Below are 26613 nucleotides of genomic sequence, written 5' to 3'. Positions count from 1 at the left end.
CGCAGCCGCATTTCAGAGCGGATAAGCGGCTGCATTCAGTTCAAATTGAATCCCTTCTAATCAGTTTTCAATGTACGCAAAGATGAATTCGATAGATCCTGTCTGTCTTCCATAATGAAGGCCCTTCACGAATTCACGGCAAAGATATGCAGTACCGGGGGTCCATAGAGGAGCAACCGGCGCTTCATCCAGAATGATAGCTTCTGCCTGCTGAATTTGAAGCAAGCGCTCTGCAAGATTGGGGTTCTCAGACTGTGCCGCAATTAGATTAGAGTATTCTTTGCTGTCCCACCTTGCGTAGTTGTTGCCGTTGCCTATGGTGAAGTTGTTCATTATTGTTGCCGGGTCTACGCCAGAGGCCTGACCGACTAGGAATATGTCGAACTGGCCTGAGAGAAGAGCTCCGATAGCCTGAGGGACCGGCAGGATACTGATTCCGACATCGACACCGAGTCCATCCTTCCAGCCGGCCTGAAGTGCTTCGGCGTACTGCTTGTGAACAGGTGAATCCATACAGACATAGTTTATTGAAGGAAGATCGGACGGCTTGGAGAGACCGAGTTCAGAGAGTGCCTTATTCAAGAACTCCTTCGCCTTCTCGATGTCACCGCTTGGCGGAACACCCGTTGAATTTGAATATGCCTCGGTGACGGATTTCCCATCGATAATTATGCTGGGGTCGATCATTCTATCAACAGGAATCGTTCCGGGAGATGTAATGGCAGCGACTATTGCCTCTCTGTCAATTGCAAAGCTCAGTGCCTTCCTTAGATTCATGTTCTCCATGACAAGACCCTCTGAGCAGTTGAAGGCAAGATACTGAAGTGTGCCACCACTTCTGCTGCCGTACTCAGGGTGCATAATCGTCTGTACTTTTGAGATAGAGTAGATTCCGTCGATTTCGCCGAGGTCATACATTCCGACTCTGGTGTTCTCGTCTGGAATGATAAGCTCCACGACCCTCTCCAGCTTAACCTTGTCGGCGTTCCAGTATTCAGGATTCTTCTCAAGAGTGATTCGTGCGCCCTGAACCCATTCGTTCAAGACGAACGGACCGCAGCCTATGAAGGTTTCCGGGCTGGATGCGTACGACATTCCGTACTTCTCCACGTAGTCTTCTCTAATCGGGTAGAAGTTGATTCCTTCAGCCATTTCCGTCATGAAGAAGGGGTCGTTGTAAGTGAGAGTCAAAACCAGTGTCTTTTCATCTACAGCTTTCACACCGACGAGAGATGCATCGGTAATCTCACCGTTGTAGTAAGCCTGTGCATTCAGGATAGAGTCGAACTCCGATACCTGAGACGATCCGGTTTCGGGATTCATTGTTCTCAGGAAGGAATACTCGAAATCCTTCGCCGTCACCGGTACTCCATCGGACCACTTCGCATCTCGAAGATGGAATGTATATACTGTTCCGTCTTCCGAAACATCATAGGACTCTGCCAGGCCGGGAATAATCTCATTATAGCTGTTTCTGATCAATGATTCGTTAAGCGCGTACATGATCAAGGCAGACATTTCGTCGTTCATCTGGCTTACGTCCAGCGTCATCACGTCATTGTGGCCTGCAAACGTAAAGACCTGGGGTGTAACACTTGCCGCGAAACAACTAACAGGAATGGTTATCAGTGCAATCAAGATAATGCTTACTATCCACTTTTTCACGGTCTCCACCCTCCATTTTCCTGAATCGGTATATCTATACTCCTGCCAGAACACGGCAGGAGTAGCAGAATAAGTAACCGGACAACTCCAAATAAGAATAGAAAGAAGTAATTACTGAGATACTAGCACATTCATAAACAAAATGTCAACTTTTTACCTTACAAATTGTGTATGAATAGCGCCGAGATGAAGAAGACAAAACGGGCTGCTCGAGTTGATCATTAGAAGTCTAGATTTGATAATGGTTATCCGTTATCGGTCCACCGTCCTCCGAGAAGACCCGGTGAGACACACCCCATCTACGGCAGAGTAGTCGGCACCTTCTCCAAGGCTCATTATTACCCACATAATCCTCTTCTTGGTTCTTCGTCAGGGATTCCGTCATGCTGAACTTGTTTCAGCATCTAGATCCTAGGATCCTCTTTACGTTTAAGAGCAAAAACCCGCTGCTCGCTGTGAAAAACGGGCCTCGTATCCAGCCCCAGATCATGGACCCATCCTTGCATAAAATCAACACCAAGATCCCGAAACAAGTTCGGGCGGGATGACATAAACAGAACAAGGCAGGCGGTATGACAACTAATGGTTGTTGCAAAAAGGCCAGATTCCGTCATTCCGACAAAGCTCCTGGTCGGAATCTGGATGCTATTGCTTCATTGGCTCCAACCAAGAACGAAGAACTGATCTTCGCTCTGGAACGAACAACTGGTTTTTTATTCGGAGAACGAAGAACCGCTCAACGGCCAACCAGTTCCTATGCTCCTTCCAATTCCAAGCCTGCTACCCGTAACCCCGGTTATTCATACAACTTGCATCATGAAAATGCTCTTCAAAACAGACAGAGTATTCTCCTAAGCGAAATCGGTTCTTTCCCAGCGAAGCGGGCATTGCATCCTGGCGCGATCTTTGCCAGCATTGCGACCTGGGATGTTCTTCCCAGCCTTGCGTCCGCCGATGCATTCCGGCGCCTTGCGTCCTATTCCGCTCTTTCCAATCCCCGACCCCGGTCCTATCCGTTACCCCTTCATTCCTGACTGCATGAAACTGGATATGAATGTCTTCTGGAAAATGGCGAAGAAGATTATTAAAGGCAGTATTACCAGAAGCGTCGCCGCCATAAGTAGCGTCCATGCAGCTGCGCTCTCTGAAGCCTCGGCCAACATGGCTAGACCGACTGTCAGCGTTCGGGCCTTCACGCTGTCTGTAACTATCAGGGGCCAGAAGAATTCGTTCCAGTGATACGTGACGCTTATGAGCGTAAAGGCAAGATAGGTAGGCTTAAGCAACGGAATTGCTATCGAGATCATGAACCTGAAGGTTCCGCAGCCGTCAATAGTCGCCGCTTCTTCCAGTTCTCTCGGGATTGCGGCGAAGCCTTGCCTCAGCAAGAAGACGCCGATCGCAGATGCCACATAAGGAAGTGCAATGGCCGTTTTCGTATCTAGCAGGCCCATGTTGCTGATCGTCAAGTAGTTCGGCACTATGAGAGTCTGTGGAGCAATCATGAGCTGCACAAGCAGAATTATGAAGAGAATCTTCTTGAATCTGAATTCCATTCTGGCGAAAGCGTAAGCGGCAAGAGTAACTGTTACAAGCTGCACTGCGAGAAGTCCAAAGGCATAGAGAATCGTGTTGAAATAGTATCTCCCGAAGGGGATTATGTTGAAGACCTCTTTGAAGTTGTCAAGCGTCCATTTTTCGGGAAGCCACTTTGGGACCATCGAGAAGACTTCAGTCGGATCTTTGAAAGCCGTAACGACTATCCAGTAAAGAGGGAAAGCTAGAATCACGGCAAAGACTATCATCAGGGTAATCGAGACCAATCTGGTCGTTCTTCCTCTTTTCGTCATAGTCTCTCACCCGATTCATAGAAGACTCTCCTTTCCATGAAGAAGAAGGCGAGGACTGTGAATATCAACAAGAGGACAAGGAGTATTACGGTTAGTGCGGAGGCATAACCGAAGTCCCAGTACTTGAAGGCTACCTGATAGATGTAGTAGACAAACATGTTCGTAGTGTTTGCCGGACCGCCTCTCGTCATTAGATAGATCTGATCAACTGCCTGGAAGGAGTTTATTACCGCGATTATGAATGCGAAGAATGTTGTCGGCGATAGCAAGGGCCAGGTTATCTTCCAGAATTTCCGCCAGGCTGAGGCCCCATCTATAGTGGCGACTTCATAGATCTCCGTGGGAAGCTGCTGCAATCCGCCGAGAAAGATCACCATATAGTATCCTGCGTTCTTCCAGACGGCAACTATGATCAAAGCCCACATAGCAAACCTGCTGTCGCTTACCCACTCTATGCTGGGGATGCCTATCTTACCGAGAGTGTAATTCAAAAAACCATAGCCTGGAAGAAAGATGTACAACCAGATCATTGAAGCGGCGGCCATCGGTATGACGTTGGGGTAGAAATAGGTGGTCTTGAAGAAAGAGCTGCCGAAGATCTTCTGGTTCACAAGAAGAGCAAGAACCAACGCCAGAGCCATAGTTATGGGGACCGTCACAAATGCGTAGAAGAGATTGTTCCCAGCTACCTGCCAGAAGAGAGGAGTCGAGAAGGCTCTCTTGAAATTGTCGAGGCCCGTAAACACCGGCTCCGGCGTTGCCATATTCATTCTCATGAAACTCAGAAAGAGAGACCTGAATGCCGGGTAGTATGTAAACATGCCAAGGAAAAAGAATGTCGGCGCTATGAAAATCCACGGCAGAATCTTCTTTTTCGTTTTCGTCTTCAATCTACACACCTCCCGGCAATGGTCATTTAGGTCTTATTGCTTGAATGGAGCAAGAATCATTTCGACTTCTTCCTGCAACTGCTTAAGCCCTGCTGAGATCGGCACTCTCTCATCGAGGATATTCTGAAGAGTTGTCAAGAAAACCTCCCTAATCTGCGAGTTACTGTGGAAGGCCATCTCTCTTCTAGCGACATCAAGCTGATCTCTTGCTACAAGAATGTACGGGAATCCTTCCGCGAATTCCTTTAGAGCCTCAGTCTCGAAGGCGTCTTTTCTAACCGGAATGTATCCCGTCCCGATGCTCCATCTCGCCGAGTTCTCGGGTTTACTAAGCCACTTGACGAAGGTCCATGCGGCTTCCTTGTTCTCTTCGGGAATTCCTTTGAAGATGTAGAGGTTTCCACCTCCCGTTGGAACTGCTGTCTTGGCTTCTCCAGGAAGCGGGGCCACTCCAAAATCAAATGTGGCCGAGCTCTTTACGAAGCTGAGACTTCCGGTAGAATTAAACATCATAGATGCTGCACCGGCAACGAAGTCCTGGGATGCGGCTCCATAGCTTCGGTGCCTCGGCATTACTCTCTCGACATTAGTCATGTAGGTCCATTGCTCAACTGCCTTTACCACTTCAGGTGTGTCGAAGTACGACTCAGTTCCCGTTTCATTCGCGTACTTCCCACCGGCCTGAAGAATCCATGCCTGAATTGTCCATGTATCGTCTGTAATGTCTTCGAAGCCCCAGCGAGTAACGTTGCCACGCGAATCCTTTATTGTCAGCTTTTTCGCTGCCTCAAGCAATTCCTCCCAAGTCTTTGGGGGATTTTCGGGATCCAGTCCCACTTCTCTGAAGTGATCCTTGTTGTAGTAGAAGATCGGTGTGCTTCTCTGGAATGGTATGCTCCATGTCACGCCGTCAATCATCGAATTCTCGAGGAAACCGGCATAGAAAGGTTCTGTGAAGTTCGCATCTTCTCCCACCAGGAACTGATCCATATCTTCTATAAGATTCATGTCCAGAAGCGAGAAGATATCTATGGCGAGAAGAAGAGCAACATCTGGCGGATTCTTTCCCTGAGCGGCTGTTACAGCCTTCTGCATTGTCTGGTCGTAATTTCCACTGTAAATCGGTTCGACGAAGATATCTGGATGCTCGCTGTTGAAGTCTGCAACGACTCCATCCATTAGAACGGCAAGCGCTCCGGCTACCTGAACGGGAAAGAAAAATCTAAGGTTTGTTACCGAGAACACCGTTCCGGTAATAAGTACAAGTGAAACCAAAATCACTAAGAAAGTCTTGAAACCAAGTTTCATCTCTTACCCCTCCTTTTTGCGGTTTGTTCTGAAGCGACCCATAAGGATAGACGGTTTAAACATATGGTTTTCGACGATTATCTCTTCTCCGCTGAAGTCGATCAAAGTAAACGAACCCGGAATGCTCCCCAGTTGATTCCATGTGTCTGTGAACGAGGGCACCGAGACGTAGAGAATTCCGTTTTCAGAGGCAATGCTTGGCCAGTGAACGTGGCCATTTATTGCAGCAATTACGTTTCCGGCCTTTTCAAATATCCGCAGAAGTTCTTGCTTGTTCACAACGTAGGCAAGATTCTCGATGCTCTCAAAATGGACATTCCTCTTGAGCGGCTGTTCATCTAATGCCTGATGAGTGAAAACGACTTTCTTCTCTGGAGAAGCTCCAATTTCCCATTCCAGCCAGTCGAGAGCTTCATCCGAGACCATGCCTCCAATACCATGGATAACCGGGTCCTGAGTATTGAGAAGCAGTAAACGTAATCCCTTTAGTACGACGGATCGGTTACCAAGCTTGCTGCCTATAGCTTTTTCGTGTTCCTCTTGAGTAAGATTGTCCAGATCGTGGTTCCCGGTAATGTAGTACACCGGACATCTTGATCTAGAAAGTATTCCAGACATCTCTCCAAGTGTCCTGATATCGCTTTCCCTATCGACGGGATTAATTCTGTCTCCGAGTTCGACAATCGCGTCCGGTTCAATGCTTTTGTTGACGAAGTCGATCCATTCGTTCAGGAGATCGTTAACGAGGGTACCTCTGAGTGACGACCTATCGGGTCCTGCATGCAGATCCCCTATAACGACGAGCCTAGTCGCTCTCACTAAATCACTTCCTTCGTGCCCTTGAAGATTCTCTGATAATCAGCCTGGTTCCTAGTTGAAAAGAGATCTTGTTCTTCCTCTCGCCGCTTATATACTGGAGCAGTAGGTTCGCGGCCCTTCTTCCTATTTCGTATGTGTTCTGATCCAGAGTTGTCAGAGCCGGAGTGAACTGGGCCGAAAGGAAGATGTTGTCGAATCCGGTGACCGATACCTCTTCGGGAACTCCTATCGAAAGAGCCTTACACGAAACAAGAGCTCCGAAGGCTATCAGATCGTTCGCACAGACAACCGCGTCATAACCGCTTCCGTGGTCCGACAGCTCAGAGAACGCCCTTTCATAACCGGATTCATATGTGAACTGCCCTCTCGTTATCTTCACCACTACGCCGGAATATTCTTGCGCAACAGCCCTGGCAGCCTCTTCTCTATCTATTGAACTCGAAACATCTTCAGGACCGCCAAGATAAAGAAAACTCCTGTGCCCTTCGCTGTAAAGGTGATCAAAAACGTGCTTCATGGCGCTGAAGTTGTCTATGGAAACTGATGGAAGAGTCTTGGACCAGCGTCTTCCCAATAACACGATCGGGCACCCGGATTCCTCTATTAGGGTTTCAACCGATTTATTGTAGCCGGATCCAATGAAGAGAATTCCATCGACATGCTTTGAAAGGAGCGTACTTATTGCCTCCCTCTCGAATTCCAGCTTGCCATCTGAATTGGCAATTATCAGGTTGTAGCTCTTTCTTCGGAGTTCTTCCTCCGCACCTTTCATCATCAACGGGAAGTGTGGATTGGATAGATCTGGAAGGACCATCCCCACGGTGAAAGTCTTCTTCATTCTGAAGCCCCTGGCCAGAACGTTAGGACTGTAGCCCATCTCCTTGACCGCTTTGAGAACGTTTTCTCTATTCTCTTCACTGACTGTGGAAACGTTATTCAGGACTCTTGAAACAGTGGCAGTTGAAACTCCTGCCCTCCGCGCTACATCTTTAATTCTAACGGCCATCTTCACTTCTCCTTCTCTAAGTAATCGATTACGTAATCGATTACTCATAAGAAGAATACCATCTTGCTTCATCTGAAACAAAGTCCTCTCAAGAGGAAAGAGAGTCGTTTATTTTTGCCTGGAGGGAGATATGACGGAAATCTTTACTGAGGAAAACTCTAGTGTCGATTATGAGGTATTCGCTTAAGTTATCGCAATCAAGATACCCGGAAAGAACACTCGCTCTTTCTTCTTTCTATGCCTAATTAACAAGGGCTCTCTATCAACAGACGTTGCAGATATGATCTTGCTGCTTTGATTACAGCAGAGATAGTACTCAAAAGCAAAAGTACTTGAAAGTTCAATGATTATCGACCTAAAGGAAGTCCAACAGTAAGCCCCGGCGCCTGGGGCTTTTTCTGCTATTTTTTCAGAGGTTTAACGGGACGGCAGATAGCATATCCATAATTCTCGGGGTCGCTTCTCTGATAGATCGAATTTTCAGTGTTCCATTCGTAGCCGGAATCTTCGGGATTCCAGTTCCATGCAAGCTCATTGACAGTTGACATTACCGCTGTGTTGTTTTCATCGTAATCGTACGGCGGGTAGTAGAAGACCACATACTCGCTTTCCGGAACGATAGTACACTCCATACCTTCGGGTACCTCTCCACTGTAATCGAGCGGCACTTCGATTCCGTATAGATAGCCCCGCTTATCTCCTTCGAAGTACCATCCACCGATCTGACCGTGAAGGCTCTGGATGCTTTCGAGCAGACCCGTAACAGTGTGGCAGTCTTGACCGGGAATGCTTTCCTGAAGTTCCCAGAAGTGGAAGTATCCCTTAGCGTTGATGTTCCTGATTCCGATAAACTTGTGTGCTGGAAGTCTTTCGATCTTCACTTTGATCCTTTCCAGTTCCTTTTCGCTCAAGTCGCACCTCCTTTTGATGCCCAAAACGTGGGGATCGTAGACGATCCTTTTAAGCAGAAGGGGAAGGGGCTTTGGAGACGTTCTGAACTCTTTGGGTGAAATCGAATACGCTTTCTTGAACGATCTGCTGAAAGCCGCCTGTGAGGAAAACCCGTTGTCGATTGCTATCTCTGCGATCGACTTCTTTGTGTCTCGGAGTTCTAGTGCGGCCTTGCAGATCCTTCTAAGTCGGACGTAGTCTCTCAGCCTCATGCCTGTTAGAGCGTGAAACTTCTTTGTGCAGTAGAAGGGTGAATAGAAAAGGTTTTCGCTCACTTCCGAGAGAGTCGGCCCATCTTCTAGATTTCGCTCGATAAGCTCGATGATCTGCTGAACGTTTTCGTACCATTCGTACATAGCGATCCCCTCCTGAAACAAATATATCTGAAATGAGAGTCGAATTCTTGATCTGAGTTGCACTATAAGAAATGCAATTATGAATGAAGAACCTTTTTTGGCTTGCTTATGCCGAGAACTGCCTTCTTAGTTTTTGCACTTATGACTTACAACTTGGATCTTGGTACTTGCCGCTGTTCACTTTTTCGCGTTGAGATTCTGAGCAGAATCATCTCAGAATGACTTGGAGAAGGGGAATAACCTGAAAAAAGAGAAGATCTTTGTCTCCAGCGACTTTACCAACTCCTTACTTCATCATTCCGCATAGCCTGCCCTGAAAACCTGCCCCAAAATGGTTCTGTTTGAGGTCATGTTCAGGGCTACTGTTTGAGGCTCCTTTAATGGTCACTTTTAGTACTTCTGCACAGGATCTACTGGTTTTTGATGAATCAAACAGTAGATATTGTTCCGTTATCAGTGCTCTCTTTCGGTTCGTTATAGACGATTCGTTCTAACATATTTATGAAGAAGGAAGAGCTCCCCTAAACAGTAACCCGATCGAATTGGATAATTGAACAGCTAATGATCACTATTCTAAGTATGTGCGTTGAAGAAATCAGCCATCTGGAAGCGAAAGCTTTTTCAGGAACTCAGAGGCGCAATCCTTGATCAAGGCCGCCCCCGTGCTGTTTTGATGAACATGATCAACCGTCAACAGAAATCCATTTTCCTGCGATAGTTCGTCCCAGCTCTTTCTCAATAGGATGTGCTTGAAGATCATCCGTAATGTGAATTCCCAGGAGACTTCCCGCCCTGAAGAAGGATTTTTCTTATCCTTTGTCAGATAATCGCGTTGACGTTCATTGAGATCTATATAGCACAAGTCCATCTGTGAGGTTATCCTCTTAATCAGTTCAGAGTATTCCACGCTTCTCTTGAAGAGAATATGTTCGGGTTCTTCTGTGATCAAAGGCAGCGACATTACTCCTATATGAGCAATGGGAGCGGTCTTTAGCCTTTTCAGGATTTCTACGAGGTTTCTGGCGTAGCTCTCTTTTGAAGGTCTCTCGGGTAGTCTGTTCTTTCTGATATAGGCTTTCATGGTCTTTTCTGAGTAGGTCGCCCACACGTCGTTTGTTCCTACCAGGAGAACAGCAATATCTGGCTTCAAACTGGTTACTCCGTCTACTCTCTTGAGAACGTCGTAAGAAAGATTTCCGTTTATTCCACTGTTTATAAACTTGAACTTTCCCCCGAATTCACTTTTCAGCATCTCGAAGTAACTTGCACCCACGCGGCCATAGGTGATACTATCTCCAATACAGACAACAGTATTCATGTGTAGTCTCCTCATCTTCAATTCATAACTATTATAGTCTTTCATACGTTTTACCCACTTCGATAATCTACCGGCTTGAAGGCCTTTCGTCTCTTTGAAGATAGTGCGAAGTGAAAGACATGCAAGATAGGAAGAAATTAAAACACACTTCTTACCCCGCATTTCCGTATCTGATTTGAATGGAATTAGCGTTTCATAGGAAGGAGGGTCTCCCTGATTAGCATCGTTGAAAGGAGAGTCTTTCAAGAACAAAAACGGCGTCCATCATTATGAAAGACGCCCATTTATAGAACCTCTTAAAAGCACTCAAGAAAATGCTTCGCAATCCACTCATAGATCCCTGTGGTGGCACGTCTCCTTTTCTTCTCGTCTTCCCGCTTGCTCGGCTGTTTGCAGATCCCTTGCTGTCAAAGTTGAGCCAAAGTATTCCAGTTTTGGTTAAGAATCAGTCCCTGCCAATCGCCGTAGAGTTCATGGGTTGTCTTGTAAACAGCTTACTACTCACCGACAGCACCGGCTTTTTGAACTGGCGGCGGACAGTAAAGAGGATCCAGACCTTCGGGCAGCGGTATGTAGATTCTCATGGTGAGCTTGAACTCCCCGTCAGGTGTCGGAAGCCAGTTCGACTCCTTCGACGCTCCCGGAGATTCATGTTGCAGATATAGAACGAGAGAACCGTCCTCGCCATATTTCAGTTTGGATCGATCGCCGATAGAGTATCTATTTAGGGGATTCTCGACAAATTGCTGGCCTTCGTTGTACATTGTTAGCGACCAGAATCCTCTTGGATCAACCGGAGGCAGCTGATCCTTACTGAAGTTAATCACGTAATTGTATTCTGAAGCATCAAGCGTTTCGCCATCACCGTCGAACAGGCAGTTAGGATAAAAAGTCTCTTCGAGATCGTTTCCATATAATCCCAGATGGGCCGCCGCCGCCCTCATCAGATATAGTCCCTGCATCCTTTCTCTATTCCCGAAGATTCTCTCTGGCAGAGACCAGCCGTCCTGGATGGTTCCTATCTTTGTCTCCATTGCATAGATTTCATCCCGGGCTTCAACAATCGCCGCCTCTATAGCTTCTCTGATCGGTTCTGAAAAACCTGTGGGGTCGAACGGATAGTCAGGTCCGATTCCAATCTTCGAAAAACCCTGAATGAGATCTTTCTCCGAAGGGTGTATCTCGAGCTGCCCGAGAAGAAAGTTGAAGTATCCGATAAACCCGATCGAGTCTGCAACGGCTTGATCGAAAGGAGGAAGATCCAAGGTGTGACTCTCTTCCATGACGGGATTTCCGCAATAATCGTTGAGAGTTTGCGATTTGTACTGCTGTTGTATCTCGAGAACCTTCTGAAGGTCTCCTTCAAGTTCACTGTTCACGCCCGTTCTCACTACACAGTAGACGAAATTGCCTTCGCTGAAGACCACCTTATCTATCCCTGAGGGGATTTCCCCTTCCCATTTGGGACCGGCAACCATGAATGTCGTCGGGCCAGGGCCGGTAGTTCTCGCTCCAATATAATCTAGATTGTGAGTGTACATGTCAACTAGCTGGAATGCGAAGTATCGGTTTTGAATCTCTGGAATGGATATCACAATTGGTTCGACCGTAAGATCCATCCATACCATTGAGTAAACGGTGTCGTTGTTAGGACGGACAATCATCGTGTTCTTGGGCCCGTACAGCTGTTTGAAATGTGTGAATTCGTTCGGCTTTCCCCAGCTCAATAATTGCAGGTACATTGTTCTGTAGTTCTCAAGCATAGGGTAGGCGAAAATATAGGCCTCTCTCGCTATGGACTTTGCCTCAGCCGGATCAAGAGTCAGCTCCGGCTGAACGGAAAATAAGCTCGAGATCATCACAAGCAGTAGGAAGCACGTAATTACCAGTCTCTTTGAAACCACGAATATTCCTCCTCTTTCCTGGGAACTCTGACCAATGTTCGGTGTGGTTTGGCAATCATAAAAACTTCAATTATCTTTCTAACCAAAGCAAATTAGCCTAATGTGACACTTAGCTGAAGCTGCGATGATCAAATTTGAGACGGGAATTGCTTTTTTATAGGAACTACATCCAATTCACCGATTTCAAGATCGATTCAAGATACGGCAAGTCAAAGGGTATTAAGCGAGTGCAAGCTTTGAGCCAATTATACAGGGAGACACTCCAAATCAGCGTGGCCGGAAACTCATACAGCAAAAGAACAAGGATTTCGAATCTGCGGGTCTTCGTAAAAAAAGGTTGTTGAAGATGATAAGCGGAATGTGTAACCCGGTCAAAAGAAAGGGTTCAGTTTATTCTGGTGCCTACCGAGCCATCTAGCTTGACGCGATACCTGGGGCCGGCATAGTCAGTAATGTACATCCAGTTTCCGGCTACACCGTCGAATTGCCAGATGTTTATTTCATTGAGTTTCTCTCTTTCCGATCCATCTGGCCTCATTCGGTACAGACCCTTTTCTGAATGGAGAACGTAATAGAACCAACCGTTATCGAAACAAGAGCTGCTAACTTTGTTCACAGAGGAGAGAACCGTAGTTTCGGATCCGTCTTTCTTCATACGGCAGATCTCAAGATCATCATAAGCTCGAGTTTCTGGATCGAGAACCGATACGAAGTAAACCCAACCATCCTCAACGAAACCCAACCTTCCCCTTTCAGAGATCAAAGTGTAGTCTGATCCATCGATCCTTATTTTGCACAGCTTCTGATAGTCTTCGAAGTATATCCACTCTTCGGATATCATTACCCTGCCCGGCTCCAGGGAGACTTTGCAGAGCGCGATTTTTTCCGAGCCGTCCGTTTTCATCATGTATAGTGTCCCCACATCGCTTTCCACTGTTGCGTCTTCTGTATTTAGCGCTTCCTTCTTTATTTCGTTGAACTCGGCCAGCGTTTTCTTCGTGCTGTAGGCAATGTGATCACCTAGAACGTAGAAATGGGCGACATTGTCCTCACTCAGTTTCATTTGCTCGCTTCCGTCCTTCCTCATTCTATACAGGTTGCTCACATCTCGATCGTTTGTGAAGTAAATCCAGTCACCGGAAAGAAAGATAGAACTGACCGGAGAATTCGTTACCTCTCTGCGATTCGTCCAGTCGATGTTTATGGTGTACAGCCTGTTCTTTTCTACGAAAAAGATCTGCTCTCCTGACTGCGAAATATCTCCGAGATTCATTCCGTCTCCTGACATATCGTTTCCTTCCGCCTTCTCCAGGTAGTCCTTCGCAACGGGAAAGCCTTTGAAGAGGTCGGTAGACATGACCAGTATCGATCCAAATACGAAGATAATCACGGCTCCGATAATTATGGAAAGCAGTGTTCCCAATGCTCTATCTCTCTTTATAAAAGCGATGATAGATAAGACAAAGCCGGCCACTCCTAGAGTCATAACAGAGAAGACTGGCAAAGGAATCAATGAGAACTGTATCTGGGCAAAGAGCAAAAGGATGAAGGCCATACTCAGAGAGAAGCCCCACTTGCCTAATCGAGAGCGAGGAAGGAAGGTAATCTTCATGCCAACATCTCCTTTAGTTCATTCAGGCGGGATTGACATTTGTTATCCGAAACCCGAATGAATCCTGCCAAGAGAATGGATTAGATAGCAAATATGAACGATAGAGAAAACCTCTCCTACGTAGCTTCTTCAAGATTATATATCTGAGAGCCGGAATCTAGTGTCTTAAAGTGATGTCATGACATGGCGCATGAAATAGACTTTGATTCGGAGAGAAGGCTGTTGGCAGGCATTTTGTTTGTTTCCAAAGGATAGACTATGATAGTATAGTTTTCTTATCTTAGATGGGAGGGGTATGATTTGAGCGACAGATATCTCACGATTGAAGAGCAGCTTTCGCTTCCGATCGTAAACAATCCGGTAATTTCGCCCGATGGAAAGAAACTTGCCTATATACTGAAGCGCGCCGACTGGAACACAAACAAGTATTTGCAAACAGTTGTGGTTTATGATGCAGCAATTAAGACCATTTTACATGTCTCGAACGATGAATTCGACTGCTCACTTCCCGACTGGTCTCCCGATTCGAGTAAACTTGCATTTCTCCAGAAGACCGGCGGCGAAAACAAGAACGACGTCATGATCTTCGATTTCGAAGAGAAGCGAGCTTTCAAGCTGCTTACTTTCGAAAACGACATAAGTCAGATAAAGTGGAGCAGAAAGAACGACGGGCTTTACCTGGTTGCCGCTTCTCCTGAAAGCGATGAACTGAAAAAGAGGAAGGAGAACTTCGGCGAATTCGAATACATAGACGAGGAACCGAAAAACAGCTCTCTTTTCTTCATTCATCTCTCACGCGCGATGAAGAAGTACTTTTCAAGGTTCGAACTGCCCAAGGATATGAGATCTGAAGAGACTCTCTTCGATAAACTGACAGATGAGAAGGAATTCCATGTTTCTTCGATCTCTCTTTCTCCGGACGGCAATTACGTCGCACTCATGGCTCCGCCTACAAGCGACGTCAACGATTTCGATGAAGCCAAGGTCATGCTTATGGACAGCGAAAGAAAACTGAAAGAACTGCCCTTTAAGCATCCGAGAGGCTTCGTCTTCTCTCCTGACTCGAAGGAACTCGCCGTCGTGGTGCCAGATGGAGAAGACCCCTGGATGGATAACGGAGCTATTGAGATTGCAGATCTCTTCAATCTCTCAAAAGAACGGATCAACGTCGAAGACGATCTGAACGTTGAACTGGTCTCCTGGACAGAGAGGGGCTTCTTCGTCAGCTGGATCGAGAACAGCACAATTAGCCTTGGCCTTCTGGACATGAATGGCCATCTCGAACGTCTGACAGATCAGGACGAGTTGGTCCTGACCTCCAGCGTGACCCTTGATGGTAAACATATAGCGACTGCGATGGGGACCAATGCGGAGCCTCTTGAAATCTATTTAGATGGAAAGAAGATAACGGAGATCGCCGTTTTTTACCCGTATAGGAAAAGAGTGAGGAAGGAACGGATCTCCTGGAAGAGCTACGACGGTACGGAGATACACGGCGTTCTCAATCTTCCAGAAGATTTCGACAGCTCCAAGAGATACCCGCTCGTCGTGCTTGTACACGGCGGTCCGACATGGACGGCCCTGGCGGCGATGATCACGAGCAGCTACTATCCTGTGGAGCAGCTTGTGTCCAAAGGAGTGCTCGTACTTGAGCCGAATTACCGGGGCAGCGAAGGCCAAGGGAGAGACTTCAGAAAGCTGAATTACAGAAACCTGGGTATTGGAGATTATGAAGACGTGGTTAGCGGTGTCGATCGTCTTATCGAAAAAGGTTTTGTGGACAAAGACCTCCTTGGAGTCATGGGATGGAGCCAGGGAGGTTACATCTCGGCCTTCTGTGCGACTTACGGGAACAGATTCAAAGCCGCTTCGGTGGGAGCCGGGATATCCAACTGGATGACCTATCACGTTAACACCGATATTCATGAATTCTGTCACCGCCACCTAGGCAACAACCCCTGGGAAGATCCTCAGATATACGAGCAGACATCGCCGATGACTTACATTAAGAATGCTTCGACACCGACCCTCATACAACACGGCGCCTCGGACACCAGAGTTCCACCACCGAACGCCTTTGAGCTTTATCAGGGGTTGAGAGAGATGGGCGTTCCTGTAAGGCTCGTGATATACAAGGGAATGGGGCACGGCGCAGACAAGCCCGGTATACACAGGGCGATAATGAGACAGAATCTCGCCTGGTTCAGTCACTATCTGCTCGACGAACCGCTCGAAGAGGCGTTAATGCTTAAACAGTCAGAGATTGAGAAGACCGAAGAGAAGTAACCAGTAGAAATACTTATCATAGTTGTCTTATTTGATTTCGAATCGAAAATACGGCGGCTGGTCGAGATTATTGAAAGCAAAGTCCTGAAAGCGGCCAATTTTGATGCAAAACAAGATTTCGGAATCTACGAGCTCGATCGGCAAGAGAGGTGAACTCGTGAAGATCTTGAAGAACGGGAATCTCATGGCAGTTACCGATGAAAGAGGGATTATAGACTGTGAGAGCGAAAAGGCGGCAGGCCTTTATCTGGAAGATACCCGCTTCATATCCAGAATGATTCTGAAAGCCTCGATTTACCTCAAAAGACTTCATATAGATTTCTCATGGGATCGAACAGAAGCCCGCTATCTGGGAAGGTCAAGGCCCGAAGTTCCTCATTTCGATATCCTTCTGTCTGAAACCCTACGTGTGGTAGGAAACACGTTGTACGTAGAATTGATGGCGAGCAACTATTCGCTTGAAGAGGTTCAGCTGACTTTCGATTACGAAATCAGCTGCGCCTTCGATGATATCTTCACGATAAGGGGAGAGAACGATGCTTACAGTGGGCTGGAAACGTCCAGAACGGTATCTGCTTCTTCACTCAACAGCCTCGAGTATGAAAGCGACTACGAAAAGGATGTCATAGAAAACTCGCTACCCTCGCTCGCTCTAAAGCTCAGGCCGGGGCAAAGCGCGACGGCCTCGGGCAAACTGAGATTGAGCAAGGCCGTGAAGAAAGAAGAGATCTTCAAGGATATGCTTTCAGAGAGACCTGTGGGGAATCTCCAGTTGATTGGGAACGTTAATCAAGTAGGCGAAAGGGAAATTGGAGATCTGAAGATGCTTATGATTCCGACGGTATATGGCGATTTTCCGGGCGCGGGACTTCCATGGTACGCCACCGTCTTCGGAAGAGACAGTCTAATCTTCGGACTCCAGACGGTCGATCTTCTTCCAGAGATCACGAGGAACATACTGAAGATCCATTCTCTTCTCCAGAGTTGTGAAGAAGAGATTTATTCCGAGGCTCAGCCGGGAAAGATTGTCCACGAGACCCGCCTGAACGAGCTTTCTCTGTCAGGAAGATTGCCTTTCGAAAGATACTATGGAACGATCGATGCGACCCTTCTCTTCATAATGCTATCTCACAGGTACTACCGGCAGACAGGTGATCTTGACTTCATTAAATCCATCGAGAAGAACATCATGGCAGCCGCAAAGTGGATCGATGAATATGCCGACCCCGATAACGACGGATATGTCGAATTTGCTCCTTCTGGCGGCGGCCTCGTCAATCAGGGCTGGAAGGATTCTGCCGATTCGGTGAACTTTGCAGACGGCAGGCTTGCCGAACCTCCCCTTGCCCTCGTAGAGGTTCAGGGCTATCTGTACGACGCTTTCAAATGCCTCGAGAAGCTCGTTGTTCTCTTTGACAAACAAGAGATGGCCTCTCTTTATGCTTCGAAAGCGGCAACTCTGAAGCCCAATTTCAACCGTGATTTCTGGCTCGAAAATGAGAGCTACTTTGCTACGGCTCTCGACAAGAACAAAACTCCGGTAGATTCGATAACCTCTAACCCCGGCCACTGTCTCATGACTGGAATAGTGGACGAAGACAAAGCAGATGCTCTGGCAGACAGACTCTTCTCAGAGGATATGTACACAGGCTGGGGAATAAGAACTCTCTCGAGCAAGATGAAGCGCTATAATCCCTTCTCGTACCATAACGGAAGCGTCTGGCCGCACGACAACTCGCTGATTATGCTTGGGCTTACCAATTACGGCTTTTTCGAAAAGGCAAAGAGGCTCGCCTCAGATCTCTTGAAAGCGAAGGAAAAGTATCGTGACAATCGCCTCCCCGAACTCTTCAGCGGTCTCTCCACGTCTGAAACAGCCGGGAGACTTGCGGAATATCCCGCAAGTTGTTCCCCTCAGCTCTGGTCAATTGGAACGCTCTTTGTGATCTCAAGTGTTCTGGCTCCTGATTCGGCCTGAAATGAATCTCTAGACATTCGAAAGACCTGAAAAACCATTCTGGCTATCGAACTAACTTAAGAGAACTGTGATAGTTTCCACTAGCTGTAGAGGCTTTTGCTCGGAAGATCTTTCATCTCGGAGCTATAGAAAGTCCCGTTATTCGATCTACGCTTCCTGGTCCTCGTCTCTTAGATACAAAATAACCAATCGGGACCCGTGTCCTTTGACTGCCATTAGGCTGTGTATCTCTATAATGACGACCCTTAGTCTTGCTTGTCTGATTTATCGCTGTAATCCAATCGAGACGAACTGTCGGCCAACTTCTCACTTTCTTTCCGCAATCGCTTTGCCTTAGCTTTTGCTTTCTTTGCACTCTTTTCTTTTACCTTATCGTACATTTCTCTTATCCAGACATCGACGGGCGCCTTCCACTTTTCGGCCTTGCTCGGTATGTTCTTGATCAGGGTCTTTGGATTTATCCCCAGTTCCTTCGCCATTCGTACCGTTTCATCACCGACCTTGCATCTCTTCTTGACTTCTTTCCATTCTTCTTCTCTTTTCTTGTTGGCCATAATTGCCTCCCTGGGCTGTTATGAATTCACGAATCGGTTAGGAGCATATCCCTGTGATTTATCCTTTGCATCTGCTGCTTAATGCAATATGAATAATCTCGGCTCTTCAGGAAATAATCCTCGATTACCGGTGTTTAAGAGCAATTCTTTGACCGACAAGGGAAGTCTAGCACATGAAGCTTTCGACAAGTAAAACCACCTCAAAAAAGAAACTCTTATAGAACCGTCTTCGCAACCAATGTGAATCTGGACCAACAACGAATACACGTGTGAAGGAGCCACAGACTCGAAGTGATCTGAAGAAACGTCTTCTAAATCTCTGAAAACAGAATTAGGAGGATCTATTGAAGATCCATCTTTCTGAGTGAATCAGTATCTTTGAAGGGTATCCTTTGCTCTTGGGGGCACGGTTTGTGAAGCTGGATTTTTTGATGATCTCAGTTAAGATTGCGGTAGATGCTGCAACTGTGCGGGGGATTTTCGACCCAGGGCTACAAACCCTCAGCTCGTTCAGAAAGCCGCGAAGTTTCTTAAGAATAGATTCGTGAGAATTGAGCCAAGGAAAAGGTTCCCTTATCGATTTGAAGACATGATACAAATACCGGAACCCTTCAGATATGAAGCTGGTTATTCGTTGAGCATTTATGGTGATGCCGGTTGGGGTAGAATGGTTAAGGAGGATAAATACGAAAGGGGACATTTCAGAAGTGAATTGGTAGCCGCTTCTAAGGACTTGATTACCGATTACTGGTCGCCTGAACCGTTTCCAGAAATTGTTGTGTCCGTTCCGTCTCTCAGACGTCCCTATCTGGTCTCTAGATTTGCGGAAGCTTTGGCTAAAGAGATTGGTCTGAGTTACATACCGGATTGTGTCGTGAAGAAAAAGGAAACACATGAACAGAAGGCCATGAAAAACTCATCTATGCAGTTTGAAAATGTACTCTCCGCTTTTGATGTTTCTCTTGACCTTGGGGGTAAAAGAGTCCTCCTTGTCGACGACCTTGTCGATTCGAGATGGACATTTACAGTAATAGCTTATCTGCTGAAGAAGAAAAACGCCGGTGCGGTTTATCCCTTTGCTTTATCGGCTTCGTGGGAAGGTGGTTATGATGACGACGAGTCATGATTACATATCCGACAGGCATTCGATAATGCTCCTTACAATCAGATTTGATGCAGAGCGGAACAACGATCTCAAACCTCTCAACTTGAAGAACTTTAACAACCTTGCCAGGCGCATTGCCTCTTCTCCGCTTTCGAGGCCTTCCAAGCTCCTGGAGCTAAGTGAAGCGCAAATTGGCGAGCAGCTTGAGATAGACGAAAAATCTGCGAAGCTTATAGCTGGCCTTTTGAGTAGGAAGCACTCTCTCGCGATTGAGCTTTCAAATCTCGAAGAAAAAGGCATTCGTGCGATATCGCGTGCAGAACCGGAGTACCCTAGCAAACTGCTGGATAAGCTCAAGCATCTTGCACCGCCATTGATTTTTTATGCGGGAGACCTTTCAATACTAAACAATAAGGCGGTTTCAATCGTAGGTTCCAGAAAAACCTCTCAATCTTTGCTTGATCAAGCTCATCTCTTGGGAGAAAGATGTGCCCAGTCAGGTGTAACAGTAGTTTCCGGTGCTGCAAAAGGTGTTGATATGCACGCTATGATGGGATCGCTTCAGAACGGAGGTCTTGCTGCCGGTATTGTAGCTGATTCTCTCAAGAGTTTCATAAGAAAGGATGAGATCTCCAGATTTGTTAGGGATGGTCGTCTCGTATTGCTGTCAGCGTTCCCTCCTTGGGAAAAATTCACTGTTTGGAGGGCAATGGATAGAAACAAATATATCTATTCGCTTTCCGACTTTGGCGTAGTTGTACGAAGTGATCTGGAAAAGGGTGGGACTTGGTCAGGGGCTACAGAATGCATTGAAAAGAATTACTGCGCACTGTTTGTGCTTGACCTCGGTAAGGAAGAAAGAGGAAACGCAAAGCTAATAGATATGAGAGGGATACCGCTTGACATTGATATGATCTCCCGGGAGCCCGACATATACCGACTGTTATCCGGCATGATCGAAAGAGACAGTGAAGAGGAGCCGTTCATTGGTCAAAATGTGAAACAGCTTCCGCTTTGGTTCTGAGAGCTTCCTATCCTTGGTCTGATAATTAATGGGACTCCTTTCTGTGACCTCAACCTCATACTCTGGGCTCTTTTAGCAGGCTATTTCCAAGAGTTCGACATCATATAGATAGACAAGACGCGTGAGTTAGTTTCCCAGAAAGGGCTATGGAGTTTGTGAAGATTGTAAGCGGGTTACTAGGTGTTAAGCCAGGTTTCGAAGTGGGTTGGACACTCTTCTGCTTCAAGCTTGGAAACGGTTTCGCGCTGTTTGCCTGTCAGTTCTTAGACTTCAGCGAATGAAAAGAAAGAGCGATGGAACTGGTATGAAATATCAGGTTGAGATCTAAGTGAGATTTTTTTGGGGGTAAGGATAGGAGTCTCATCCTATCTGCTGATATAGCATAGTAAGCAGTGAATCATATTGATAATGCCCTAGGGCAAAGAGATAGATAATCATCTCTTTCTTCCAATTATCTAGCTAGCTTGGCTATCTTCAGAATTTGTTTTTGTCAAAGCTTGGATGTAACAACCGGTATTCGAATACCCTGTTCGAAACTCTCTTGGCGTTAATGTAGCTAAGAGAATGCCAGTACCATGGATAAGGATGGAGTAGAATACAGCAGTGAAAGAGAAGTAATTGCAGAGAGCAGAGAAGAACACTCCAAACTGGAGGCGAAAAAAATGAATAATCTCAGAATGTACGGTGATCCTCCATTCAAAGTTATAGTTGCCCACGGAGGGCCGGGAGCGGCCGGAGGAGTCGCGCCTCTTGCTAGAGAGCTTGGAAAGAAGCGGGGAGTTCTAGAGCCCTATCAGACAAAGAAAACAGTATCAGGACAAATAGAGGAATTGAGGGAGACTGTCGAGAAGTATTGCTCTCCTCCGGTTATTCTTTTGGGACATTCTTGGGGTGCATGGCTCGTCTTCTTGTTTGCGGCAGAGTATAGCGATCTTGTGAATAGGATAATACTCATAAGCAGCGGTCCTTTCGAACAGCACTACGCTTCCGGTATTATGAATACTCGCTTGAACCGTCTTGGCGCAAAAGAGAAGGCTAGAGTCGAAGAGCTAATGGGCCTCTTGAGCAATGCAGAACTCAAAGATAGAGAAATGCTATCTGAATTCAGAAAACTCATGGCAAAGACAGATCACTTTGATCTTCTCGAAGATGCAGAAAGAGTAGAAGTCAATATCGATGCAGAGATATTCAAGAGCGTTTGGACTGAGGCCTCAGAGATGAGAAGCAGCGGAGAGCTTCTCGAGAGTGGCAAGAAAATTCGCTGTCCCGTCCTTGCAGTCCATGGCGATTTCGACCCCCATCCTGCAGAGGGTGTTGAGATCCCGCTTTCAAGGGTACTCAAGGATTTCAAGTTCAGGCTTCTGGAAAGATGCGGCCACATGCCCTGGATGGAAAGACATGCAAGAGAAGAGTTCTACGAAATTGTAGAAGCCGATCTTGAAGAAGGATAGTCTCTCGACATTCAAATATGACGAAGCTGGAATTGACAGAAAAACACCGATTGGTTCAGCAAGATCTCGCAGAAAAGGAGTCACAACCCCAAATGCGCCTGGGGAGTGAAAGGCTTCATAAACAGCTTGATGCAATCATTCTGAATCCAAGTGCAAACGGAATTCAATAATCCTCTTCGCCAAATCATAAATAGGAGTCTGACCTTAATTAAGTCAATACCAAATGAGAAATTGACTTAATTCTTCTGTGAGCGATACTGAGCAAACCTCTCTGACAAAGAAAAGGCGCCTGTCGAATGACAGACGCCAGTTGCTTGATACGGTATTAGTTTTCAATCGGTGCTACCGTTTGATAACCTTCACGGTGAATGCCAACCCCGCTTCGATACTGAACTGACCAACAAACTGCGGCATTTCGGGATTCTCTAGACTGTAAATTAGCAGGCCCGACGGACCGTCTGCTACATATAGCATCCCGTCAAGGATATCCACGGCAAACCCCATCTTTGATTGTGTTGCAACCAGATTGAGCAGTCGTAGATCTGTCGGATTTGTGGCGTCGAATATGAGGATTCCTTTGTCCATAAAGTCTGCTACGTAAGCATACCTTCCGTGGAAAGCAATGCATTCGGGACCGGCGTTGGTGTAGTAGACAGTTCTAACATGAGCCGGCGCTCGCGGATTAGAGATGTCGAAGATGTCTATGCCCTTTCCTTCAGAGCAGCAATACAGGTAGTTTTCTCGGATTCTGAACTGAATCACTCCATAAAGACCTGTGTAGACGAAACCAACGATCTCGGGATTCTCAGGATCTGAGATATCTGCAACATATATACCCATTCTGTTCGCACCTGTATAGTACATCTCTGGGGTTATCGTCGCTCCTGAAAGATAGAGATAATTACCGTTGATCAATACGTCCCTTACGCCGTCATCGCCATTGAAGTCGTCGAACTTCATAGTCTTGATAATAGAAGGTTTGGACGGTTCGGAAAGGTCTAGGATATGGAGTCCCGAAATGTAGCCTGCAGTAAAGGCATAGTTATCCCTGGTAACCATACGCAAGAACTGACCCTGGTCGTCTCTGAGGTATCCGACTTTCTCCGGTTTCTTTATGTCTGAGATGTCAACCACTACAAGGTCAGCGTATTCATAGAAGTCCATAACGTATGTTGTCCCAAAATAGGCGTAATCACCGATTATAGTGACATCTGGAACATCCATTTCACTCGACTGAAAGAGAACTATGGGATTTGCGGGATCAGTCACATCGAGGACATAAGCGTTGCTCTGGCCTTCAGTACCTACCATACCCATAAATGCGTAGACTCCTTCCTTTGCGGTAACCATAATCACCAGAAGAGTCAGTAGCATCAAAACCAATACCCACTTTCTCATTACAATCCCTCCTTTGATCGATTCATTTTCTCGCTCTTGTCACTCCCGACTTCTCCTTTCTCTTACGTTCTCTTCAGCAGACTTCACACCTCCTTTCCTGACGCTGATAGGCAAGAGCAAAGGGTTAAGTGGAGCAAAAGCTTGATATCTTTTTTCAAATTTTGAGACAATTTTCGGCGCTTACTGAAACGTCAGAGTTGCCTTCCACCATTACAATAAACCTGTTTTGAAGGATCAATGGGTACATTTGCTCCGAAGTTGATGGTAACACTTTAAGAAGAACATAACGGTTATGAATGTCTGTAAACATTGACAGATAAGCAATGTAGAAGCCGAAAAGGAAAGCGTTACTTCAAAATTAAAGAATCCCCGGTTTCTCGGGTTCCGATCTCTTGTCGAGAGTTCTTTTAAGAGCCAAGAGAGATCACTAGAGATTTCGAGAGTTCGCTTCGCTCAGGAGAGAAAAGAACCCTCTTTTTCTCGTCCTCTCTCTTCATCTCGTGTTTTGACGCTCTTCCGCTCTTGCGAACGAAGAACAAAGCTCCTAGCTCCGGAACAAAGAGCCGATCTTCAAAAAATGGAGTCCCGACTTTTGTCTGCAGATTTAAAGATTGGAGACTCTATCATTAGAGGCTAAACAGTTAATCCCGGGTTCTGGATTTTTATTTGGCCAAGTACTGTATTTCCTAGTGCCAAAAACATCTGGACCAACAATGAATCCTCGTGTTAAGAGGCCACAAACTCGAAGTGATCCAAAGAAACGGCTTTTAAATGGACATAAACAACACTAGTTGACGAAATTCGACATCACAAAGGTAAGCAAAATGCATGAGTTCATTACTTTGAGAGGGAAAGATCCGCATAATTATAACTATGAATCAATATACAGATTTTAGAGCGTTTTGGATAAGGCGCTAGGATTTTGTAACCTCGTTAAGAATATGACCATATCTTCCCGAATAGTCGACTCACACCAGAGTTCCAATCTCGAGAACAGCTTCCCGACTGAATACGGCTCGTTCAGTCAAGTATCCTTCAATTTCTTTGTCAGTACACTCATTAGGACAGATGAATTGAAGAGAGAGTATCCAATCCATCGATTGAGATCAGCAAATCCTGAAAAGTCTAGTGTCAAGTATTTTCTTCTAATTCTTGATACATGGACTTTCATGTACCAAGATAACGGGCAATGCTCACGATGCTTTCAAAGAACTCAAAACAAGACCACGGGATCTACTCAAAGATATTTCATAGTCGACCACTGTGGTGGTACGTTTGTTTCTCTTTTCATTTTCCAGCTTGCTAGGCTATCTTCAGATTCCTTACTGTCAAAGTTGAGTTAATATAACGCCAGTATCATGTCGGTCGAAGTAGGAGTAGAATACAGCAGTGAAAGAGAGGTAACTGCAAAGCGCAGAGAAGAACACTCCAAACCGGAGGCGAAAAAAATGGATAATCTCAAAATGTACGGTAACCCTCCATTCAGAGTTGTCGTCGCCCACGGAGGGCCAGGAGCGGCCGGAGGAGTCGCGCCTCTTGCGAGAGAGCTGGGGAAGAAGCGGGGAGTTGTAGAGCCCTATCAGACAAAGAAAACAGTATCAGGACAAATAGAGGAATTGAGGGAGACTGTCGAGAAGTATTGCTCTCCTCCGGTTATTCTTTTGGGACATTCTTGGGGTGCATGGCTCGTCTTCTTGTTTGCGGCAAAGTATAGCGATCTTGTGCATAGGATAATACTCATAAGCAGCGGTCCTTTCGAACAGCACTACGCTTCTGGTATTATGAATACTCGCTTGAATCGTCTTGGCGCAAAAGAAAAGGCTAGAGCCGAAGAGCTCATGAGCCTCTTGAGCAATGCAGAACTCAAAGATAGAGAAATGCTATCTGAATTCAGAAAACTCCTGGCAAAGACAGACCACTTTGATCTTCTCGAAGATGCAGAAAGAGTAGAAGTCAATATTGATGCAGAGATATACAAGAGCGTTTGGACTGAGGCCTCAGAGATGAGACAGAGCGGAGAGCTTCTCGAGAGTGGCAAGAAAATTCGCTGTCCCGTCCTTGCAGTCCATGGCGATTTCGACCCCCATCCTGCAGAGGGTGTTGAGATCCCGCTTTCAAGGATTTCAAGTTCAGGCTTCTGGAAAGATGCGGCCACATGCCCTGGATGGAAAGACATGCAAGAGAAGAGTTCTACAGGATAGTAGAAGCCTGGCTTGAGAAAGGATAGCCTCTCACGAAGACTCTTTTATTTGATCGAAGACTCTCTGAGAAAAGGGGCATGATAATAACTACAGACATTGGATTCAGAGAACAGAACGGCAAATTCTAACGACAAACTGACAAGCGCTGCAGATTAGAAACTAGTTCATCATTTTACTTGGCCAAATACGTGATTTCTTGGGTCCAAGAACAATCACTAATATTGATCTAAACTTGTCTACTTTTCTAAGATCACAACGATAAGATCTTTGCTAGATCGACAAGCTGAAGATGCGTAACACCTGAATCAACAAGTGATTTGGTTATTGTGTATGCTTCCGTAACGAATTCTCTTTTCATGCCTTCATCTTCAGTCACTCTAGACATATCTAGTAGAGCAAAGGCCAGACCAATGTATCTATCGACAACTTCCGGCTCTTTTTCCACAAGTAATCTTTTTATCTTAAGTGCTCTGCTATAGTACTCGAGAGCCTTCTCGCATTCGCCCAGACTCTCGTGTATTCTGCCGACGTTGTTAAGGCTCACTCCCAGGTCGCTCTGCCAGTCGGTTCTTTCCGGATCTTTCTTCACCAGACTCTCCATTATCTCAAGAGACCTCATATAGTACTCGAGAGCCTTCTCGCCTTCGCCCAGATTCTCGTATATTCTGCCAACGTTGTTCAGGCTCACTCCAAGATCTCTCTGCCAGTCTGTCCTGCCGGGCTCCCTCTTCACCAGGCTTTCCATTGTTTCCAGTAACCTGTTATAGTACTCGAGATCCTTCTCGCCTTCGCCCAGATTCTCGTATATTCTGCCAACGTTGTTCAGGCTCACTCCAAGATCTCTCTGCCAGTCTGTCCTGCCGGGCTCCTTCTTCACCAGGCTTTCCATTGTTTCCAGTTACCTCTTATAGTAGTCGATAGTATACAAGCATTAGCC

The 26613-nt window shown here is 46.3% G+C and carries 19 protein-coding genes; 6 read left to right on the top strand and 13 right to left on the bottom strand.

What is annotated here, in order from left to right; genetic code table 11:
* Positions 1-60: 60 nt before the first annotated feature.
* The 10 genes from Y697_RS11795 to Y697_RS11750 form a co-directional block, all read right to left on the bottom strand.
* Positions 61-1665 (bottom strand): peptide ABC transporter substrate-binding protein, encoded by a 1605-nt coding sequence (locus tag Y697_RS11795; protein WP_220665748.1) that lies wholly within the window; start codon positions 1663-1665, stop codon positions 61-63.
* A 1016-nt stretch (positions 1666-2681) separates the two neighbouring features.
* On the bottom strand, positions 2682-3515 hold the full coding sequence (locus Y697_RS11790) for a carbohydrate ABC transporter permease (protein ID WP_183083805.1): 834 nt from the start codon (positions 3513-3515) through the stop codon (positions 2682-2684).
* Positions 3512-4405: a carbohydrate ABC transporter permease gene (locus tag Y697_RS11785; RefSeq protein ID WP_121551802.1), complete on the bottom strand. Its 894-nt coding sequence runs from the start codon at positions 4403-4405 to the stop codon at positions 3512-3514. Before Y697_RS11785 ends, Y697_RS11790 begins: the two co-directional genes overlap by 4 nt.
* Before the next feature lie 33 nt (positions 4406-4438).
* Positions 4439-5713, bottom strand: coding sequence for an ABC transporter substrate-binding protein (locus Y697_RS11780; protein ID WP_121551800.1), 1275 nt, complete (start codon positions 5711-5713; stop codon positions 4439-4441).
* A 3-nt stretch (positions 5714-5716) separates the two neighbouring features.
* The gene (locus tag Y697_RS11775; protein ID WP_121551798.1) at positions 5717-6532 is read right to left on the bottom strand and encodes a metallophosphoesterase; all 816 of its coding nucleotides are present in this window, start codon (positions 6530-6532) and stop codon (positions 5717-5719) included.
* A 4-nt stretch (positions 6533-6536) separates the two neighbouring features.
* Complete coding sequence (locus Y697_RS11770; protein ID WP_121551796.1) at positions 6537-7610, bottom strand: LacI family DNA-binding transcriptional regulator; 1074 nt, start codon at positions 7608-7610, stop codon at positions 6537-6539.
* Positions 7611-7939: 329 nt separating this feature from the next.
* Positions 7940-8845 carry a helix-turn-helix domain-containing protein gene (locus Y697_RS11765; protein WP_121551794.1) on the bottom strand — a complete coding sequence of 302 codons (906 nt, stop codon included), beginning with the start codon at positions 8843-8845 and terminating at the stop codon, positions 7940-7942.
* Positions 8846-9440: 595 nt separating this feature from the next.
* Positions 9441-10208 carry an SGNH/GDSL hydrolase family protein gene (locus Y697_RS11760; RefSeq protein WP_259462540.1) on the bottom strand — a complete coding sequence of 256 codons (768 nt, stop codon included), beginning with the start codon at positions 10206-10208 and terminating at the stop codon, positions 9441-9443.
* 452 nt (positions 10209-10660) lie between these two features.
* Positions 10661-12067: a DUF1254 domain-containing protein gene (locus Y697_RS11755; RefSeq protein ID WP_121551793.1), complete on the bottom strand. Its 1407-nt coding sequence runs from the start codon at positions 12065-12067 to the stop codon at positions 10661-10663.
* Between the two features lie 385 nt (positions 12068-12452).
* Positions 12453-13679, bottom strand: coding sequence for a DUF5050 domain-containing protein (locus Y697_RS11750; protein WP_121551792.1), 1227 nt, complete (start codon positions 13677-13679; stop codon positions 12453-12455).
* A gap of 300 nt (positions 13680-13979) precedes the next feature.
* On the opposite strand from Y697_RS11750, the gene Y697_RS11745 reads away from it, so the two are divergent.
* Both Y697_RS11745 and Y697_RS11740 read left to right on the top strand, forming a co-directional pair.
* Positions 13980-15965, top strand: a complete 1986-nt coding sequence (locus Y697_RS11745) for a S9 family peptidase (RefSeq protein WP_121551791.1) — start codon at positions 13980-13982, stop codon at positions 15963-15965.
* 157 nt (positions 15966-16122) lie between these two features.
* On the top strand, positions 16123-17943 hold the full coding sequence (locus Y697_RS11740; RefSeq protein ID WP_259462539.1) for an MGH1-like glycoside hydrolase domain-containing protein: 1821 nt from the start codon (positions 16123-16125) through the stop codon (positions 17941-17943).
* Positions 17944-18188: 245 nt separating this feature from the next.
* Here the strand turns inward: Y697_RS11740 and Y697_RS11735 are convergent, their stop codons facing one another.
* Positions 18189-18497: a hypothetical protein gene (locus Y697_RS11735; protein WP_121551789.1), complete on the bottom strand. Its 309-nt coding sequence runs from the start codon at positions 18495-18497 to the stop codon at positions 18189-18191.
* Between the two features lie 544 nt (positions 18498-19041).
* Here Y697_RS11735 and Y697_RS11725 point away from each other — a divergent pair.
* The 3 genes from Y697_RS11725 to Y697_RS11715 all read left to right on the top strand — a co-directional run bounded on the left by Y697_RS11725 (position 19042) and on the right by Y697_RS11715 (position 22077).
* Entirely contained in the window at positions 19042-19623 is a 582-nt protein-coding gene (locus Y697_RS11725; RefSeq protein WP_183083804.1) for a ComF family protein, read from the top strand.
* Positions 19607-20626 (top strand): DNA-processing protein DprA, encoded by a 1020-nt coding sequence (locus Y697_RS11720; RefSeq protein WP_183083803.1) that lies wholly within the window; start codon positions 19607-19609, stop codon positions 20624-20626. The genes Y697_RS11725 and Y697_RS11720 overlap by 17 nt, the downstream gene beginning before the upstream one ends.
* Before the next feature lie 662 nt (positions 20627-21288).
* Positions 21289-22077, top strand: a complete 789-nt coding sequence (locus Y697_RS11715; protein ID WP_121551965.1) for an alpha/beta fold hydrolase — start codon at positions 21289-21291, stop codon at positions 22075-22077.
* Between the two features lie 342 nt (positions 22078-22419).
* On the opposite strand, the gene Y697_RS11710 is transcribed toward Y697_RS11715, so the two are convergent.
* Positions 22420-23475, bottom strand: coding sequence for an LVIVD repeat-containing protein (locus Y697_RS11710; protein WP_121551785.1), 1056 nt, complete (start codon positions 23473-23475; stop codon positions 22420-22422).
* A gap of 1358 nt (positions 23476-24833) precedes the next feature.
* On the opposite strand from Y697_RS11710, the gene Y697_RS11705 reads away from it, so the two are divergent.
* The gene (locus Y697_RS11705; protein WP_259462537.1) at positions 24834-25676 is read left to right on the top strand and encodes an alpha/beta fold hydrolase; all 843 of its coding nucleotides are present in this window, start codon (positions 24834-24836) and stop codon (positions 25674-25676) included.
* Positions 25677-25926: 250 nt separating this feature from the next.
* Here Y697_RS11705 and Y697_RS11700 read toward each other — a convergent pair whose 3' ends face one another.
* A complete protein-coding gene (locus Y697_RS11700) occupies positions 25927-26565 on the bottom strand; it encodes a tetratricopeptide repeat protein (protein WP_121551784.1) in 639 nt (212 codons plus the stop codon).
* Between the last annotated feature and the right edge of the window lie 48 nt (positions 26566-26613).

It is taken from the genome of Mesotoga sp. BH458_6_3_2_1 (genome assembly GCF_003664995.1).
Taxonomy (GTDB): domain Bacteria; phylum Thermotogota; class Thermotogae; order Petrotogales; family Kosmotogaceae; genus Mesotoga.
This window is presented reverse-complemented; position numbering and strand designations above follow the sequence as displayed.